This window comes from Variovorax sp. TLI9-5A (assembly GCF_056867935.1).
This window is the reverse complement of record NZ_CP200310.1, coordinates 994,530-1,011,233: the sequence shown is the minus strand read 5'-3', so window position 1 is coordinate 1,011,233 and position 16,704 is coordinate 994,530. Positions and strand designations below refer to the sequence as shown.

14 protein-coding genes are annotated in these 16,704 nt (G+C 68.7%); 5 read left to right on the top strand and 9 right to left on the bottom strand.

The genetic code is table 11. From position 1 onward, the window contains the following. Positions 1-446 precede the first annotated feature (446 nt). Together AC1VNX_RS04945 and AC1VNX_RS04940 are read left to right on the top strand one after the other, a co-directional pair. Positions 447-2,351 carry an ATP-binding cassette domain-containing protein gene (locus AC1VNX_RS04945; protein WP_483155720.1) on the top strand — a complete coding sequence of 635 codons (1,905 nt, stop codon included), beginning with the start codon at positions 447-449 and terminating at the stop codon, positions 2,349-2,351. Between the two features lie 90 nt (positions 2,352-2,441). Beyond that, positions 2,442-4,175, top strand: coding sequence for a phospholipase D family protein (locus AC1VNX_RS04940; protein ID WP_483155719.1), 1,734 nt, complete (start codon positions 2,442-2,444; stop codon positions 4,173-4,175). A gap of 18 nt (positions 4,176-4,193) precedes the next feature. Here AC1VNX_RS04940 and AC1VNX_RS04935 read toward each other — a convergent pair whose 3' ends face one another. The 4 genes from AC1VNX_RS04935 to AC1VNX_RS04920 all read right to left on the bottom strand — a co-directional run bounded on the left by AC1VNX_RS04935 (position 4,194) and on the right by AC1VNX_RS04920 (position 9,170). After that, complete coding sequence (locus tag AC1VNX_RS04935) at positions 4,194-5,126, bottom strand: copper chaperone PCu(A)C domain-containing protein (protein ID WP_483155718.1); 933 nt, start codon at positions 5,124-5,126, stop codon at positions 4,194-4,196. Positions 5,127-5,166: 40 nt separating this feature from the next. Then, positions 5,167-7,458 carry a TonB-dependent receptor gene (locus AC1VNX_RS04930; protein WP_483155717.1) on the bottom strand — a complete coding sequence of 764 codons (2,292 nt, stop codon included), beginning with the start codon at positions 7,456-7,458 and terminating at the stop codon, positions 5,167-5,169. 126 nt (positions 7,459-7,584) lie between these two features. Then, a complete protein-coding gene (locus tag AC1VNX_RS04925; protein ID WP_483155716.1) occupies positions 7,585-7,956 on the bottom strand; it encodes a DUF2946 family protein in 372 nt (123 codons plus the stop codon). A gap of 11 nt (positions 7,957-7,967) precedes the next feature. Continuing rightward, positions 7,968-9,170 carry a TraB/GumN family protein gene (locus AC1VNX_RS04920; protein ID WP_483155715.1) on the bottom strand — a complete coding sequence of 401 codons (1,203 nt, stop codon included), beginning with the start codon at positions 9,168-9,170 and terminating at the stop codon, positions 7,968-7,970. Between the two features lie 64 nt (positions 9,171-9,234). Here AC1VNX_RS04920 and AC1VNX_RS04915 point away from each other — a divergent pair, with 64 nt between their 5' ends. Both AC1VNX_RS04915 and AC1VNX_RS04910 read left to right on the top strand, forming a co-directional pair. Next, positions 9,235-9,648, top strand: coding sequence for a VOC family protein (locus tag AC1VNX_RS04915; protein ID WP_483155714.1), 414 nt, complete (start codon positions 9,235-9,237; stop codon positions 9,646-9,648). Positions 9,649-9,652: 4 nt separating this feature from the next. Next, positions 9,653-10,825: a toxin-antitoxin system YwqK family antitoxin gene (locus AC1VNX_RS04910; protein WP_483155713.1), complete on the top strand. Its 1,173-nt coding sequence runs from the start codon at positions 9,653-9,655 to the stop codon at positions 10,823-10,825. 118 nt (positions 10,826-10,943) lie between these two features. Here AC1VNX_RS04910 and AC1VNX_RS04905 read toward each other — a convergent pair whose 3' ends face one another. From AC1VNX_RS04905 to AC1VNX_RS04895, 3 genes are read right to left on the bottom strand one after another with little or no spacing between them, the layout of a single operon-like run. Further along, the gene (locus AC1VNX_RS04905; protein ID WP_483155712.1) at positions 10,944-11,918 is read right to left on the bottom strand and encodes a Bug family tripartite tricarboxylate transporter substrate binding protein; all 975 of its coding nucleotides are present in this window, start codon (positions 11,916-11,918) and stop codon (positions 10,944-10,946) included. A gap of 46 nt (positions 11,919-11,964) precedes the next feature. Further along, on the bottom strand, positions 11,965-12,186 hold the full coding sequence (locus AC1VNX_RS04900) for a hypothetical protein (RefSeq protein ID WP_483155711.1): 222 nt from the start codon (positions 12,184-12,186) through the stop codon (positions 11,965-11,967). After that, entirely contained in the window at positions 12,183-13,934 is a 1,752-nt protein-coding gene (locus AC1VNX_RS04895; RefSeq protein ID WP_483155710.1) for an FAD-dependent monooxygenase, read from the bottom strand. Before AC1VNX_RS04895 ends, AC1VNX_RS04900 begins: the two co-directional genes overlap by 4 nt. Before the next feature lie 98 nt (positions 13,935-14,032). On the opposite strand from AC1VNX_RS04895, the gene AC1VNX_RS04890 reads away from it, so the two are divergent. Next, positions 14,033-14,815 (top strand): helix-turn-helix transcriptional regulator, encoded by a 783-nt coding sequence (locus tag AC1VNX_RS04890; protein WP_483155709.1) that lies wholly within the window; start codon positions 14,033-14,035, stop codon positions 14,813-14,815. A 78-nt stretch (positions 14,816-14,893) separates the two neighbouring features. Here AC1VNX_RS04890 and AC1VNX_RS04885 read toward each other — a convergent pair whose 3' ends face one another. Both AC1VNX_RS04885 and AC1VNX_RS04880 read right to left on the bottom strand, forming a co-directional pair. Then, entirely contained in the window at positions 14,894-15,949 is a 1,056-nt protein-coding gene (locus AC1VNX_RS04885) for a nucleotidyl transferase AbiEii/AbiGii toxin family protein (protein ID WP_483155708.1), read from the bottom strand. Continuing rightward, a complete protein-coding gene (locus tag AC1VNX_RS04880) occupies positions 15,946-16,605 on the bottom strand; it encodes a DUF6088 family protein (RefSeq protein WP_483155707.1) in 660 nt (219 codons plus the stop codon). The genes AC1VNX_RS04885 and AC1VNX_RS04880 overlap by 4 nt, the downstream gene beginning before the upstream one ends. Between the last annotated feature and the right edge of the window lie 99 nt (positions 16,606-16,704).

Here is a 16,704-nt window from a genome sequence, read left to right as displayed (position 1 = left end):
CTTCGTTTTTCGCAACTCACAACTTTCATTGTCAGCCGCCGAAGTCATTTCAGCGAAGCCTTGCAGTCTAGCACGATTTTTTCAAATCTCACCAACTATTTTGGCCTTTTCACATCCACCAACTTCTTTCGCAACCCGCAACTTTCATCGCAAGCCACTGAAGCAGTTCGTTTCAGCGAAGCCTTCGATTATGCACCGTTTTTTAAGAACCGGTCAACTTTCGAAGACTTTTTCTTCACCACCACAACCAGAACCCCGAAGAGACCGGCCGCATCCACAACCTAGCGGCTGTCAGTAACGAAGCCCACGAGTATATGACAGATTCGGGCTCGCGCAAGATGTTCGTGAAAGAATCTTGGATTGGCGTCTCCGCGGTCTCTCCATATATAGATAGGGCAGCGCCCCCTGGGCGACCCGACATCCCCTCCTCCGATAATCCGCGCCACATGGCACTCATCACACTCCTCGACGCGCAGCTCGCGTTCGGTCACGTCCCGCTGCTGGATCATGCGGACTTCTCTCTTATGGAATCGGAGCGCATTGGCCTGATCGGCCGCAACGGCGCGGGCAAGTCCTCGCTGCTCAAGATACTGGGCGGCCTGGAGAAGACCGACGACGGCACCCTCCAGCTGCAGCAGAACCTCCGCGTGGCCTACGTCGCCCAGGAGCCCGCGCTGGACATGGACGCGGATGTCTTCACCGCAGCCAGCCAGGGCCTGGCCCCCGTCATCGCCATCCGCGACCTCTATCTGTCCGGTGCGGACGGCCTCGACCTCGACGCACTCCAGTCGCAGATCGAAGCCTTCGACGCCTGGAACTGGGAGCAGCGCGTCGAAGAGACGCTGCACCGCCTGCACCTGGACCGCGACGCCCGCGTCGGCTCCCTCTCCGGCGGCACCCGCAAGCGCGTGGCCCTGGCCCAGGCGCTGGTGGCGGCTCCGGACGTCCTCCTGCTGGACGAACCCACCAACCACCTGGACCTCGACTCCATCGAGTGGCTCGAGCAGTTGCTGATCGACTTCAAGGGCAGCGTCGTCACCGTCACCCATGACCGCAGCTTCCTGAACCGCGTCGCCACCCGCATCGTCGAGCTCGACCGCGGCAAGCTGGGCTCCTACCCCGGCAACTTCGAGCAGTACCTCCTGCAGAAGGAAGAGCAGCTCGCCCAGGAAGCGGTGATCAACGCCAAGGCCGACAAGCTCCTGGCCCAGGAAGAGATCTGGATCCGCAAGGGCGTGGAGGCACGCCGCACCCGCAGCCAGAGCCGCATCACCCGCCTGCAGGAATTGCGCGCCAGCCGCTCCGCCCGCCGCGAGGTGCAGGGCAGCGTCAACATGGACGTGGCTTCGGGCCAGTCCAGCGGCAAGATCGTGGCCGAGCTCACCGACGCCACCAAGTCCTTCGGCGAGAAGACAGTGATCCGCAAGTTCAGCGGCACCATCCTGCGCGGCGACAAGGTCGGCCTGCTCGGCCCCAACGGCGCCGGCAAGACCACCCTGCTGAAGCTGATCCTCGGCGAGCTCGAACCCGACAGCGGCAAGATCCGCCGCGGCACCAACCTGCAGGTCGCCTACTTCGACCAGATGCGCGACAAGCTCGACCTCGACGCCACGCTGGAAGACTTCATCAGCCCCGGCAGCGAGTGGATCGAGATCGGCACGCAGAAGAAGCACGTCAAGAGCTACCTTTCCGACTTTCTCTTCTCCCCGGCGCGTGCCAACTCCCCCGTGCGCTCTCTCAGCGGCGGCGAGCGCAACCGGCTGCTGCTGGCCCGCCTGTTCGCCCGCCCGGCCAACGTGCTGGTGCTAGACGAGCCGACCAACGACCTCGACATCGACACCCTGGAGCTGCTCGAGAACCTGCTGCAGGACTACGACGGCACCGTGTTCCTCGTGAGCCACGATCGCACCTTCCTCGACAACGTGGTCACCAGCACCATCGCGTACGAAGGCGACGGCCGCTGGCGCGAGTACGAGGGCAGCGTGCAGGACTGGCTGACCCAGTCCAAGCGCGCCCGCGAGATCGCCGAGCAGCGCCTGGCCGCCGCGCCCGCCGCGGCCCCGGCGCCCGCGCCTGCCCCGGCGGCGGAACCCTCCGCTCCCAAGGCGGCGACAGGCGCCCGCAAGAAGCTCTCCTATAAAGAGCAGCGCGAGCTCGATGCCCTCCCCGCCCAGATCGAGGCCCTCGAAACCGAGCAGAAGCGCATCACCGAAATGCTCGAACTCGACGGTGGCGCCATCTACGCCACCGACTCCTCGCGCGCGACCGAGCTGGCGGAGCGCCATTCCCAGATCGACGACGAGCTGCTCGCTGCCATGGAGCGCCAGGAAGAACTCAGCGCCGGCCGCTGACAGCCGCCCGGGCCCGCCGTCCGACGCGCGGCGGGCGCCGACTAGGCTATATATGCGGCACCTCCCTCCGAGCCCCGGGAAAGTAGCCGCATGCATTTCTCCCTCCAGACGTTCTTCCGCCGATCCACGGCACTGCTCGCGCTGCTGATCCTCGGCGCCTGCGCGCAACTGCCGCAGAACGTCGACCGCCCCGTCTCGACCGCGATCGCATCCCCGGCCACCGGCACCGCCCTGGCCGACCTGGTGCAGCAGCGCCGGCAGGCCGAGAAGGCGCGCTACGAATCCGGCTTCCTGCTGCTTGGCGGTCCGCAGGCCGCCTACGGCAGCCGCCTCGCGCTGATCGAGGGCGCCCAGAAGACGCTGGACCTGCAGTACTACGCCATTCACGCCGACGCCAGCACCGGCCGGCTGGTGCGCGGCCTGCGCGCGGCGGCCGAGCGCGGCGTGCGGGTGCGGGTGCTGCTCGACGACTTCCACACCACCGGCCGCGACGCGCTGGTGCTTGGCCTGGCCTTCATTCCCAACATCCAGATGCGGCTGTTCAACCCGCTCGCCGGCTCGCGCGACTCCAGCTTCAGCCGGCTGCTCAACTCGATCGACGACGCCTCGCGCATCCAGCAGCGCATGCACAACAAGCTGTTCCTGGCCGACAACGTGCTGGGCGTGACGGGCGGACGCAACCTCGGCGACGCCTACTTCGGCAACGCGACCAACGGCAACTTCGTCGATGTCGACGTGCTGGCGGCCGGCCCCATCGTGCAGGACCTTTCCCGCAGCTTCGACAGCTACTGGAACAACGAGCGCGCCTACCCGGTGCAGTCGCTGGTCACGCGCGAGGAGCTCCAGGCGATGCGCGAGCGCGCGAGAAGGGCCGACCAGGAACTGGCTGCGGAATCTGTCCGCCAGCAGGAAGACGGCGGCGTCCCCACCGCCGAGCAGCGCGCCCGCGCCTGGGACGAGAAACCGCTGGACCTGCGCACCGCCACCTTCGTCTGGGCGCCGGCCGTGATGCTGGCCGACAAGCCCGGCAAGATTCCCGCCGACTCGGACCCGGGCAACAAGAAAGCGCCCGGCCTCGTGGTGAGCCGCCCCGACGACAAGGCCGGCAGCTCGCGCGGCGCGGCCTCCCTGGAAGCCGCCTCCGACCTCGCCGCCGGCGGCGACACCGTGGTCGAGGGCCTGCTGCAGCTCATCGGCCAGGCGCGCACCGACCTGCTCATCATCTCGCCCTACTTCGTGCCCGGAAAGGACATGCTGCAGGCCTTTTCCACGGCCCGCGGCCGGGGCGTGCGCATCCGCGTGCTGACCAACTCGCTGGCCTCGAACGACGCACCGGTGGCGCACGTGGGCTACGCGCGCCACCGCGAGGAGCTGCTGAAGATGGGCATCGAGCTCTACGAGCTGCGCAGCGAGCAGGCCAGCTTCGGCACCGTCTTCGGCGGCTCCACTGGAAGTAGCGGCCGCAGCGGCGGAAGCACGGGCGTCTCGGGCGAATCGCGCGCGATGCTGCACTCCAAGGTGCTGGTGATGGACGGCCGGCTGCTGGTGGTGGGCTCGATGAACCTCGACCTGCGCTCGCAGCTGCAGAACACCGAGATCGCGCTGCTGATCCGCAGCAACGAGCTTTCGCGAGCCGCCTCCGAGCAGATCGAGCGCGGCATGCGCGAGCGTTCATGGCACGTCGAACTGGTCGACGGCTCGCTGCTTTGGCGCGCGCCCGAAGGCAGCGGCCTGAAGGACGCCACCACCGAGCCCGACGCCGGCGCGATGCTGCGGCTGATGCTCAGGCTCTTCGGGCCGCTGGCGCCGGACCAGCTCCTCTAGAACGACGAAGGAAGCCGCTCAGTGCTTGTGCTGGTGCGCCGCACCGGCCGTGCCGCCCGCATCCGTGCCTTCGGGAGCGCCCACCGGCAGCGTCACGTCCAGCGAGGTTTTCACGCCCTTGGCGTCCTCGAACCTCAGCGTCATCGGCACCGTCGCGCCCTTCGCCAGCGCACCCTTCAGGTCCATCATCATCACATGATAGCCGCCGGGCTTGAGCTCGACGGTCTGGCCGGCGGGCAGGTCGAGGCCGGCCGGGAGCTCACGCATCTTCATGGTGTCGCCCTCCATCTTCATCTCGTGCACTTCGGCGACACCGGCGGCCGGCGTGGAGATGCCCACCAGCTTCGCGCCGGTGGGTGAGGTCAGCTTCATGAAGGCGCCGGTGCCGCTCTGGCCCGGCACCGACTGGCGCACCCAGCCGTCGCGCACGTCGACCGTGGCCACGCCCTGCGCCACCACGCTCAACTTCGCGGCCGGACTCTTCAGGCCGGCGGTGGAGTTGCCCGAAGGCGGCACCTCGGCCCAGTCGGCCGCGCCCACGTCGCAGGTCTGCAGCACCTTGAACCACAGCGTGCCCGGCGTCGCGGGCACCTTGCCGCGCAGCACGAACTCGGCGCGCTCGCTGCCGGGCAGCGCGTTCTCGGGCTTCTCGGCGGTCCAGCGGACTTCGCCGTCGCCGTCCTTCGCGCTCTTCTGCACGTCGAGCTTCCAGCCCTTGCGCGCCTGCGCATCGCTCAGGATGAAGCCCTTGGGCAGGCGCACGGCCAGGCCGGTGGTGGCCTTGGCGCCCTCGCAGGCGTGGCCGACTCGGAAGGCGGCGTCGTAGTCGCTGCCGACTGTCACGCCGCCCGGGCGCAGCGTGACGTGCGCCACGGCGGCACCCATGCCGGCCAGCATGGCGCAGGCGGCGGCAGTGGTCCTGAGGATGGCCATCGAAGTCGTGTTCATCATGTCGTGTGGTCCTTGCGGTTGAAGTTGGAGTGGGAAGTCGTCAAAGGTCGAACTTGAGTTCGGCCACGTAAGTGCGCTGCGGGTACGGGTGGAAGGCCCAGTACTTGTTGTTGGTCAGGTTGTCGATGCCGAAGGAGGCGCTCCACTGCCGGTCGATCCGGTAGCGTATGCGCGCGTCGACCACGAAGAACTTCGAGAAGCCCATGTACGCGAAGCCGTTGGGGTCGCTGTTGTCCAGGGTGCCGTACTGCTTGCCGCTGTAGCGCGCGCCCACGGTGTAGCTCCAGCGGTCATCGGGCCGGTAGGTGGCCAGCAGCGTGGCGCGCACCCTGGGCACGCGCGGCTGGTCGTGGCCGACGCTGGCCGCGAAGCCGCTGTTGGCGGTGATCTTCGAGCGGGTCAGCGTGAGGCTGCCGCTCAGGTCCAGCCCGCGCACGCCCACGTCGACCGCGTTTAGCGCCACCTCGAGCCCGCGCGTGCGGATGGCGTCGACGTTCTGCACGGTGCTCACGAGGTTGGTGAGGGCCTGGGTGTAGAGCGCGTCCTTGGTGTTCTCGAAGAAGAGCGTGGTGCGCAGCACGCCGTCGAGCCCCCAGCCCTTCAGGTCGCGCTCGGCGGTGAGCTCGGTGGTCCATGAGCGCTCGGGGCGCAGGTTCGGGTTGGTGTTGACGATCTGGTTGCCGCTGATCGAGCCCTGGTAGAGCTCGCTCACCGTGGGCATGCGCACCGCGCGGCCGGTCGAGGCCTTGAGCAGCCAGTCGGAGGTGGCCTGCCAGGCAATGGCGGCCTTGGGCGAGTCGTAGTTGTTCTTGCGCGGCGCGAAGCCCAGCAGCGTGCCGGCGCTGCCGAGCTGGCCGCCGTAGGCCTCCCAGCGCTCGTGGCGCAGGCCGAGCGTGGTCTTCCAGTCCTTCGCGAAGCGCCAGGTGTCCTGCGCGTAGAGCGACTGCAGCCGGGTGTTGCCGTTGAAGGCCGAGAACGGCGAGACGGGCGAGCCGCCGATCCAGTCCAGCGTGTTGCCGACGCTGGTGCGCAGGCGCGCCGTGTCCTGCTGGAAGCCGATGTCGACCACGTGCGCGCCCACGCCCTCGGCCGAGCCGGTGGGGCGCCAGGTGCCGGCCGCCTTGAAAGTGTTCCACCCGGTGCCGCCCATGTCGGTGGTGCGGCCCGGGCCGCCGCTGAAGGCGCCCGGCAGCGGCGTGGTGGGCGTGCGCGAGGTGTCGCGCGAGTAGTCGTACAGGCTGGCCGCCACTTCCCAGTCGAACACGCCGCCGGTGTGGCTCTTCACCGAGAGGCCGTGCATGTAGTGCGTGAGCGCGGTCTCGGTGGGCGCGAGCGCGGCGCTGGGCGAGTCGAGGTTGTAGCTGCGCCCGCCGATGTTCACCCGCCCGCCGTACACCGGCCGGCCGAAGGCGTCGCGCAGCCAGGTGTCGACGCCGCCGTGGGTGGTGTTGTTCCATGCGCCCAGCGTGTAGGTGGCGCGCACGGTGGGCGAGAAGTCGTAGGCCACCTTGAGCTTGGCCTGCTCCTGCGTGGTGTCGTAGATGGTGGAGCCGCCCACCAGCCACCACGGCTGGTTCGACGGGTTCAGCCCGCCCACCGCGCCGGTCACCGGCGTACCCGCGTTGCCGACCGTGCCGGCGCTCACCAGCCGGTTGCCGAACACCAGCGCCTGCCCCTTGCTGTGCGTGCGCGAGGCGCTGAGCCACCAGGACCAGTCGCCGCTGCGGCTGCCCAGCGACAGGTCGAGCTGCTGGCCGGCCGGCGAGGAATGGCTGTTGTAGAGGTCGAAGTTCGACACGAAGCCGCTCAGCTTGACGTGCGCCTCGAACTTCGTGGGCATGCGCGTCACGTAGTCGACCACCGCGCCCACCGAGTTGCCCGGGTAGGCGGCCGAGAACGGTCCGTAGAGCACGTCGACGCGCTCGATCTCCTCCGGCGACACCATGCCCCAGCGCGGCGCGTAGGTGGCGCCGTTGCCCAGCGGGTTCGACAGCATGATGCCGTCGGCGTAGACCATCGAGCGCGCGCTGTTGCCGGTACCCGAGGCGCGCGTGGCCAGCACCGCGTGGTTGAAGTCGCCGATGTAGCGCTTGCGCACGACCAGGCTCGGCAGGTACTTCAGCGCGTCCTCGCTGTCGGTGGCGTTGACGGTCTCGACGATCTGATCGTGCGTCACGCCCTCGATGGTGGTGGGAATCTGCGCGGGCAGCGAGGTCGGCCGCCCGCCGGTCACGGTGATGGTGTTCAGCGTGCGGCCGCCGGGGCCGCCTTCGGCGGCGTCGGCCGGCTGCGCCTGTTGCGCCAGCGCGGGCGCGCCAAGAGGAAATGCCATGGCGATCGCCAGGGCGCGGGAATGCTTTTTCAAGAGGAACCTTCTCCACGGAGCTTCAAGCCGGACAGGCCGGACAAGCCGCGCACGCGCTTCGGGCGCGCGTGCATGGCTACGGTTTTGAGAGCGTCAGGAGAAAGCCGGGGGCCCGCGCGCCGGCAGCGGCGCCGCGGTGGCCGCGGCCAGGCGCGCGGCGGGAATGGGCTGGACCACGCGGCCCAGCGGGAGGGGAAGATCGAAAACCGGGGCGGCCATGGCCGGCGGCGGTGCGCCGGTCAGCACGCACAGCGGGCAGTCCATGTGCGAGGCGCCCATTTCCTTGACGCCGTCCTCGGTGTGGACCACCACCTTGATGGAACCCGCGGCGGAGCACACCAGCTCCATGGCCTGCGGGTTCACCAGCGGCGACGCCACCGCCACGCCCAGCGACATCACGAACCACAGCAGCACCCATCGCCCGGCGAGGGCGATGGAGCGGGTGGATCGGTGCAGCGCGTGCATGGCGGCCGCGATTATCTGCGCACTTTGCCCTTGCCGGCAGGGGCCGCGGCCTTGGAGGCCGTGGTCTTGCCGGCAGCCTTGGCCGGTGAGCGGGCCCCGCCCTTGGCGGCGGCGGGCGCCGCCCTGGCCGACTTTCCGCCTCTTGCGGCGGCCGCCGGCGCGGCCTTTCCGCGCTGACCCTTGAGCGCCTTGCCGCCGCGCGCGGCCCTGGGCGCGGGCGACGGCGCAGCGAGCGCGGGCATCGGCTGCGCCGTCTGTTCCTGCGCGTTGGTCAGCACCGGCGTCACGGTGAAGCCGCGCGCCGCCATCAGCGTGGGCAGCCCCTGCGGGCCGATCATGTGCAGCGCCCCGACCGCGGCGAACACGCCCTTGCCACCGGCGTGCAGGCGCTCGATGCCGTCGGCGAGGTTCGGGTTGCGGTCGTCGAGCAGCCGCTTGAGCAGCCGCTGCTCGGCGGGCGTCTTGAGGCAGTCGCACCACTCGGGGTAGCGGGCCAGCCGGGCGGCGTCGCTGCGGGCCCATACGTCGGCCAGTTCCTTGATCTGGCCGCGAAGCTTGCCGGACTCGAGCTCGTCGAGCGCCGCGTCGACCTGCTCGGCCTCCTCGGTTTCGGAATCGCCGGTCAGCACCTTGAGCTGCGCGTCCGCATTCTCGAGAGCGACGATCGGCTTGTTGCTGTTGCGCGCGGCAACCGCCAGCGTCTCGTCGACGCCGAACTCGGGGTAGAGGCCGTCGGCACGCCCCACCAGCCCGGCCAGCGCCGTGACCTGCAGGATCGGCTGCAGCTTCGACAGCGAGCCCGGCGGCACGCAGGCCTCGCTGTTCTGGCGCTCCAGCCGGCGGGCGCGCTCGCCGCTGATCATGCGGGCCAGCAGCTCGGGGTCGGCCGGGCGGGCCATGGCGCGCGCGGTGGCTTCGTCGCGCATGTCGAGTTCAAGGGCGACGGTGTCGCTCTGCGTCAGCGCCTTCTGGATGGTGGGGCCGGGCCGCACCCAGTCGCCGCGGCCGATGTGGATGGTTCCGTACAGCCACGAGGTGCGCCCGTCGCGCTCGATGCGCCACAGCACGCCGCGGTCCACGCCGTTGCGCATGCCCGCGCCGGCCTTCTCGAGGCTGGCGATGGCGGAGGGCGGGCAAGCGGCCTGGGCCGAGCCGAGGCCGAAGAGAAAAGCGATGCCGCACAGGGGCGCGGCGAGGATCCGGAGTATCCGCAAGGCTTGCTCCACGATGAAAGAAAGTCCGGCATTCTCACAGCACCGCTGCCCATAATCCGAAACCATGCAGAGCATCTTCCACCTTGCCTTTCACGTTCGAGACCTCGACATCGCCCGCGGCTTCTATGGCGGCGTGCTCGGATGCGCCGAGGGCCGCAGCACCGACACCTGGGTCGACTTCGATTTTTTCGGTCACCAGATTTCCCTTCATTTGGGCGAACCCTTCGCCACCGCCCGTACCGGCCGCGTCGGCGACGTGATGGTGCCCATGCCCCACTTCGGCCTCGCGCTCGCGCTGCCCGACTGGCAGGCGATGGCGCAGCGGCTGGAGGCCGCCGGCACCGAGTTCCTGCTGAAGCCGCAGGTGCGTTTCGAGGGCCAGCCCGGCGAGCAATGGACGATGTTCTTCCACGACCCGTTCGGCAATCCGATCGAGGTCAAGGGCTTCCGCTCCCTGGACTCCCTCTACGACAAGTAAGCAGATGATCCCGCGCCCGGCCGCCGTCATCGCGCCCCTGGCGCTGCTGTGCGCCACCCTCGCGCACGCCCAGCTCGACTGCGAGCTCAACGGCCGCAGCGTGAACCCCGACAACGGCAGCAGCACCGCCGGCAAGACCGGCCTGCTGCGCTGCAAGGACCGCGCGACCGGCGAGCTGCAGCGCGAGGAGCAGATACAGAACGGCGTGTCGATGGGCCTCGTGCGCATCTACGAGAAGGGCAAGCTCGCCAAGGAGCAGAGCATCAACGCCAAGGGCAACCTGCAGGGCCGCGCCCGCGAGTTCTCGCCCACCGGCCGCGTGCTGCGCGACGCCACCTACGACGACGGCCAGGAGCGCGGCCTGGTGCGCAGCTTCTACCCCGACGGCAAGCTGCGCCGCGCCATCTTCTATCCCAACTCCGACGCCGGCGGCGGCAACGAGCGCGCCTCGGTCGAGTTCACCGAGCACGGCCAGCTCTCGGCCCTGCGCTGCGCCGACGCGCCCGTGCTTGCGCCGGTGGTCGACGACGCCAAGCTCTGCGGCTTCTCGGGCACGGGCCCGTCGCAGGTCGACCTGTTCGACGCGCGCGGCACGCTGCGCTCGCGGCTCGCGTACGTGTCGGGCAAGCGGGTGCGGGCGCAGAGCTTCTACGACAACGGCAAGACCTCGTCGCTCGACGAGACCGTGGGCAACCAGCGCACCGAGCAGAGCTTTTCATCGGAAGGCGTCAAACGCCGCGAGACGGCCTTCCTGCTGGTGGAGCGCGCGAGCATCCGCGTGCGCGAGCAGGCCTTCTCCGAGAAGGGCACGCTGGTGCGCGACCAGCGCTGGAACAGCGCGGGCGAGCCCATCGTCGACGACGCCTACTACCTCAACGGCCAGCCGCGCAGCAAGTCGGCCTACAGCGGCAGCGGCGAGGCGCGCACCGTCGAAGTCACCGAGTTCTACGACAGCGGCCAGCGCGCGGCGCAGGGCCGCTACGAGATACAGGGCCGCAACCGGCAGATCCCGGTCGGCACGCACCAGCGCTTCAGCGAGAAGGGCACGCTGCTGGCCGAGTCGAACTTCGACGCCAAGGGCCGCGTGACCCGCGAGCGTGCCTGGGACGAGAACGGCGAGCTGCAGCGCGACGACGAAGTCTTCGAGGACGGCTCGCGCAAGGCATATAGCAAATAGCGACTAACTAGAAGGCGGCCCATTCGCGGAATGCCGCGGAACCGGCTTTGCCGGGCCGCAGGCATTGCCCCCTGCAAGGGGGTTGGCGAAGCGACACGAAGTGCGCGCAGCCTGGGGGTTAGTCCAGCTTGATTCCGGCCTGCTTGATGATCGGGCCCCAGCGCTTCGACTCGGCGCGCGACAGCGCCGCGAACTGCGCCGGCGTACCCGGCATCGCTTCCATGCCGAAGTCGTCGAAGCGCTTCTGCACGGCGGGCGTGCTGAAAGCCTTGTTCAGGTCGCCGTTGAGCTTGTTCACGACCGCCGCCGGCAGGTTGGCCGGGCCCAGGATGCCCTGGAACGCGAACACCTCCGTGTTGGGCACGCCCACCTCGGCCAGCGTCGGCACGTTGGGCAGCGGCTTGCTGCGCGCGCCCGAGCCGATGGCCAGCACGCGTACCTTGTTGCTCTGCATGATCGGCAGGCCCGAGGCAAGGTCGAGGAACATGCAGGGCACTTGGCCGCCCATCACGTCGGCCATGGCCGGCGCGGCGCCGCGGTATGGAATGTGGGTGATGAAGGTGCCGGTGCGCACCTTGAACATTTCCATTGCCAGGTGGTGCGGCGAGCCATTGCCGGGCGAGGCGTAGTTGACCTTGCCGGGGTTGGCCTTCACGTAGGCCAGGAACTCCTTGAAATTCTTCGCCGGGAAGTCGGGGTGCACCACCAGGGCCAGCGGGAACTTGCCGATGGCGCCGATGTAGGTGAAGTCTTTCTCGGGGCTGAAGGGCAGCTTGCTGAACAGGTGCTCGTTGAAGGCCAGCACCGCGTTGTCGGCCGAGAGAATCGTGTAGCCGTCGGGCTTGCTCTTGGCGACGATGTCGGCACCGATGTTGGTCGAGGCGCCGGGGCGGTTGTCCACCACGATCTGCTGGCCCAGCGTCTGGCGCATCGATTCGGCCAGCACGCGCGCGATCACGTCGGTGCCGCCGCCCGCCGGATAGGGCACGACCCACTTGATGAGCTGCGCGGGGTACTCCTGCGCGCGGGCGAAGGGCGATGCGGCCATTGCGGCGCCGGAGGCGAGCGTGGCGAGAAGGGTGCGGCGATCCATGGAATCAGTCTCCAATCTGCTGGTTGTATGTATGTCGTTCCGGAAATCAGGAAGCGGACAGCGATGGTACGGGCAGAGCCCGCAGCGCGTCGGCCAGTGCGGCGCGGCAGCGTCCCTCGTCGCCGACCTGCTCGAACAGCAGCAGCGCGAGCCGCGCGAGGAACAGCGATTCGCGCTCCGCGCCGGCTTCGGTGATGGCGCGCGCGCACTCGGCATAGAGGCGGTCGCGGGCGTCGGGCTGGAGCTGGGTCGTGTAGGTGTCGGTCATGCGGAAAGCTCCCGGGCCGCGCGGGCCAGAGCAGGTTGCAGGGCGCCGGGCGGCAGTCGATGCCAGCGCGCGGCCACGTGGCCGTCGGGGCGCAGCAGGTAGACCGCGCCGTCCTTCGCGCCGAGCGCTTCGAACACGGCGGGCGAGGCGTGCGTATCGGCACCATCGGTGCCTGGGCTCGCGACGCCGCGAACCACGAAGGGCAGCGCGCCCTTGCGTGCACGCTCGATGTCGTCGGACGGCAGCGTGACGAGGTCGGGCCGCAGCACCAGCAGCGTGAAGCTGGGCGCGATCCAGTCGGTGAGATGGCCGCGCTCGAGCTGCTGCTCGGGCATCGCCTCGCCCGGCAGCGGGCCGGCGGGCAGTTCGTCGCCTTCGCTGGACAGCGGTGAGCCGGCATAGCGCACCGCCTGCGTCTGGCGCGGGTTGATGAGCTGCGCGATGCCGCGGTGCTCTTCCGACAGCGACAGCGCCGCCTCGCGCAGCAGGTCGAAGCCGCGAGAGGGCGGCGACATGAACTCGGTGCTGCGCATCGCGTTCTCGGCGTTCACATGGAAGGCCTCGATGCGCTCCTGCGAGTAGGAGTCGAGCAGCGCCGCGTCCGACAGGCCCCGTGCGACGAAGGCCAGCTTCCACGCGAGGTTGTCCGCGTCGTCGAAACCGGAGTTGAGCCCGCGCACGCCGAAGATCGGCATGGCGTGCGCGGCATTGCCCGCGAACACGACGCGGCCGTGGCGGTAGCTCTCCAGCGTCATCGCGCCGGCACGGTAGACCGAGGTCCACACCGTCTTCCACGGCAGATGGCCTTCGCCGATGGCGTCGAGGTGGCGCTGCACGAACTCGGCAACGGCCGCCGGCTGCAGCGCCTCCTCGGTGCTCTGGCCGGGGCGCAGCTGGTAGTCGATGCGCCAGATGTCGTCGGGCTGGCGGTGCATCAGCACGGTCGAGCCGGGGTTCCACGGCGGGTCGAACCAGGCGCGGCGCTCGGTCGGGTGGCCGCTCTTGAGCTCGATGTCGATGATCACGTAGCGGCCTTCGTAGCCCGTGCCTTCGAGCGCGAGCCCCATGGTCTTGCGCACGAAGCTCTGGCCGCCGTCGCAGGCCGCCAGCCACTGGCCGCGCAGGCGGTAGGCGCCTTCGGCGTTGCGCACGTCGAGCGTCACGCCTTCGTCGTCCTGCGAAAGGCCGGTGAGCTCGGTGCCCCAGCGGATGTCGACGAGTCCCGGCGTGCGCTCGTTGCGGCGCAGGATCTCCGCGAGCAGGTAGTGCTCGGCGTAGTACTGCTCGAGGTTGATCATCGGCGGCAGCTTCTGCCGCTCGTCGTTCGGCATCTCGAAGCGGAAGACCTCGGCCGTCTTGTAGAAACTGCGCCCGCCGGTCCAGGGCAGGCCCTTGTCCATGAAGGCGCCGAGCACGCCGAGCCGCTCCATGATCTCCAGGCTGCGGCGCGAGATGCAGGCCGCGCGGCTGCCCACGCACACGGTGTCGTCGGCTTCGAGGATCACGCTGCGCACGCCGTGGTTCGCGAGCCCCAGTGCGAGCGCCATGCCGACCGGGCCGCCGCCCGCGATCACCATCGGGTGGCTGGCTGCTTCGACCCTGTCGGGGCCTAGTTCGGGCGTGCGGGGTTCGTAGCGCGTGTAGTGGAAAGCGCCGACCGAGGGCGGCAGTCCGGCGTCGGCGCCGGGCTTCGGCGGCACGGGGCCGCTGGCGGCATCGCCGAGGGTGGCAGCGGGGGAGTTCGTCATCCGGCGGGATTGTCCCGATGCGCAAGGGGCGGCAATGTCATAACTTCGTACGAGGTGTTTACCCGCATGCGCGCCCTTTTCTCCTTCCTTTCCCAGCCATGAGACGCTGGCGCATCCACCCTTCAGAAGACGCCGCGCTGGCCGCGGCCGTGGTCGGCGATGTGCTCTCCGGCGTGGGCACCCCGCTGCTGGCGACCAGCTACCTCAGGGCCATGCAGCGCGTGATGCCGGTCACCTTCTGCACCGTGTTCGTGGTCGATGCCGCCGGGCGCATCGAGCTGGTGTCGGCCGCCAGCAGCTACGGGAGCACGGCCGAGCGCACATCCGAGCGCTACGTGGCGCAGCGCTTCGACCTGCTCGATCCGAACATGGCCTGGCTCGCCGCGCGCAAGCTGCCCAGGCGCGCGCAGCTCTGGATGGGCCACCAGCGCGCCGACGAGGTGGCCGACCCGGTGTACCGCGCCGCCTGCTACGGCGACGTGGGCATCCGCGAGCGCGCTTCGGTGCTGTTGCTGCAGCCCACCGGCCAGCGCGTGGCCGTGAGCTTCTACCGCAGCCTCGCGCAGCCGGAGTTCGGCGCGGCCGACTTCGCGCTCATCGAGGCCCACGCCACGCTGCTGGCCGACGCCACCGCCGCGCACGGCCGCAGCGCCATGGCCGCGCGCAAGGCGGTGGAGCCCGCCCTCGCCGAGCGGCTGCTGAGGCTGAGCCTGCGCGAGCGCGAAGTCATCGGCCACCTGATGGCGGGCCGGACGGCCAAGGAGGCCGCGCGCGAGATCGGCGTGGAACTGACTACGGTGCGCACCCACCAGTACCGGGCGTTCCGGCGGCTGGGGATACGGTCGCAGAAGGAGCTGCTGCGCGGAACACAAGGGGTTTAGGGCCTGTTCACACTATTTCCGCGGTCCCGCACATGCATATCGGTGAACGGCAAAACATGCTCAGGCAGGCTGCCCGCATCATTCCGCCTTGCCCGCGTTGATCTGTGCCTCGGCTTTCGCCAAACTCGCCAGCACTTCATCGAAGGCGGGCGGTGCGCTGGCGAACATCTGCTGCATGACTGCGTAATCCTGGGCGAGCGCCATCTGCCGCGACGCAGGTGGCACGAGACGAAAAGTACCGGCTCGCGCAAGGTCGTATCGCGCCCATCCGCGCGCGAACACGCGGCTCTTCCAGTCCACCACATGCGCGCACAGGGTTGCGTCGGCCAGGAAACGATCGGAGTCCTGGTGCGCGAGCAGGCGCGCCATGTCCGAATAGTGCCGCGCGTAGCGATCGGGCAGACCCTGCTCATCCGGCCGGTGGAATTCCGCGTGCAGGATCGTCGCCTTTTCCCAGAACGTTCGCTCGAGCGCCAGTGCGGTGACTTCGCAGTGCCAGTCCTCGAAAATCGAGGGAAACACATCGCTGACGAGCGGCCGGATCGGATGGCGCTCCGTGGGTTGCTGATCGGTGAGCGTGCCAAGCTCCAGCTTGACCTCACGCCGGATATAGGCGAAGCCCGTGCCCTGCTGAGTCGGGTATCGAAAATACAGGACGGGGGAACGCGCCGCCTCGTCGTCTTCGTAGCGCAGCCAGGTATCGGCGCCTTCTGGAGCACCCAGTGCCTCGCGAATGAGGGACTCCAGCAACGGCTGCATCACTTCTCTGACCTTGAGGCCGCACAGGCGCTGCATCTCCAGCACCGCCGCATCGCGCTGCGTCCGACTCTCCAGCGCGTCAAAGCTCTCGGCATCGGCGCCGACGAAGGCAGGCGCAAGGCACAGGTCGATGTCCTCCGAAAAGCGATCGATGACGCCGTAGACCTTCGACAACGACGTACCACCCTTGAAAACGAGATGCGGCGCAACATCAGGTAGCAAGAACAGTTGGCCCAGGAGCCAACTGACCCAGAAATCCTTCTCCAGCATGACCTGCTGACCCGCGCGCCCGGCGGCTGCCTGCTCGAATGCAAGGGCACGACGTTCGGGTGGCAACGACAGGAATCGACCTGCCAGCACGGGTGTCTCGCTCATGGTGATGAAGTTGCTTGTGAGGCCGGCGCACTCTCACCGCCCTCACGGGCCAGTTCGCGCAAGAAAGGCTGCATCCAGCCCGGCGCCAGCGCAATGTCTTGAATGAGCTTGGCCCGCTCGGTCGCGGGAAGGGTCTGCCGCAACCGGCGAATCCGCTCTGGAGTGATGTTCTTGGCGCCCAAAGCCTTGAACGCCTGAATCACCAGTCCGCTAAGCCGGCCTGCAGCGGCCATCTCACGCGGCGTCGTGCGCTTGAGGGTGATCTGGAGCGGGCCCGCCTGTACCGAGCGCGCGGTGCCATCGGTCAAGAGCACCACCTTGGCGGGCACTTGCTCCGACAGGCCCAGCAGATTGGCGGCATAGGCGCCGGTCGGCTGCGTACGGATGCGGTCCTTTCCCGCCAGGGCACGCACGACGGCATCGACGCTCGGCCAGAGCGTGCCGAGCAGTTCGTCCTGCCTAGGCTTGTCGTAGAGGCCGCGCGACAGCCGGCGCAGATTGCCCGATGCCACGAGCCGCTGCAGCGCCTTGTCGATCGCGGCACGGCTGCCAAGACTCGCGAAGCTGGCTGGCGTGAATACAGTGCCGCGCGTGGCTCGTTGCACCCGGCGAGACAATTGGGTGTCGATGCTGTTGACAGATGGTGCGCGTGGCATGAGCAACTTCTATTTGTCCGAAAAATACCATCTTTTTCAGCCAAATAGAGGACAAGTTTCTGGGCAAAGTCCCCGTAAATATTCAGAAATCTGTGATTT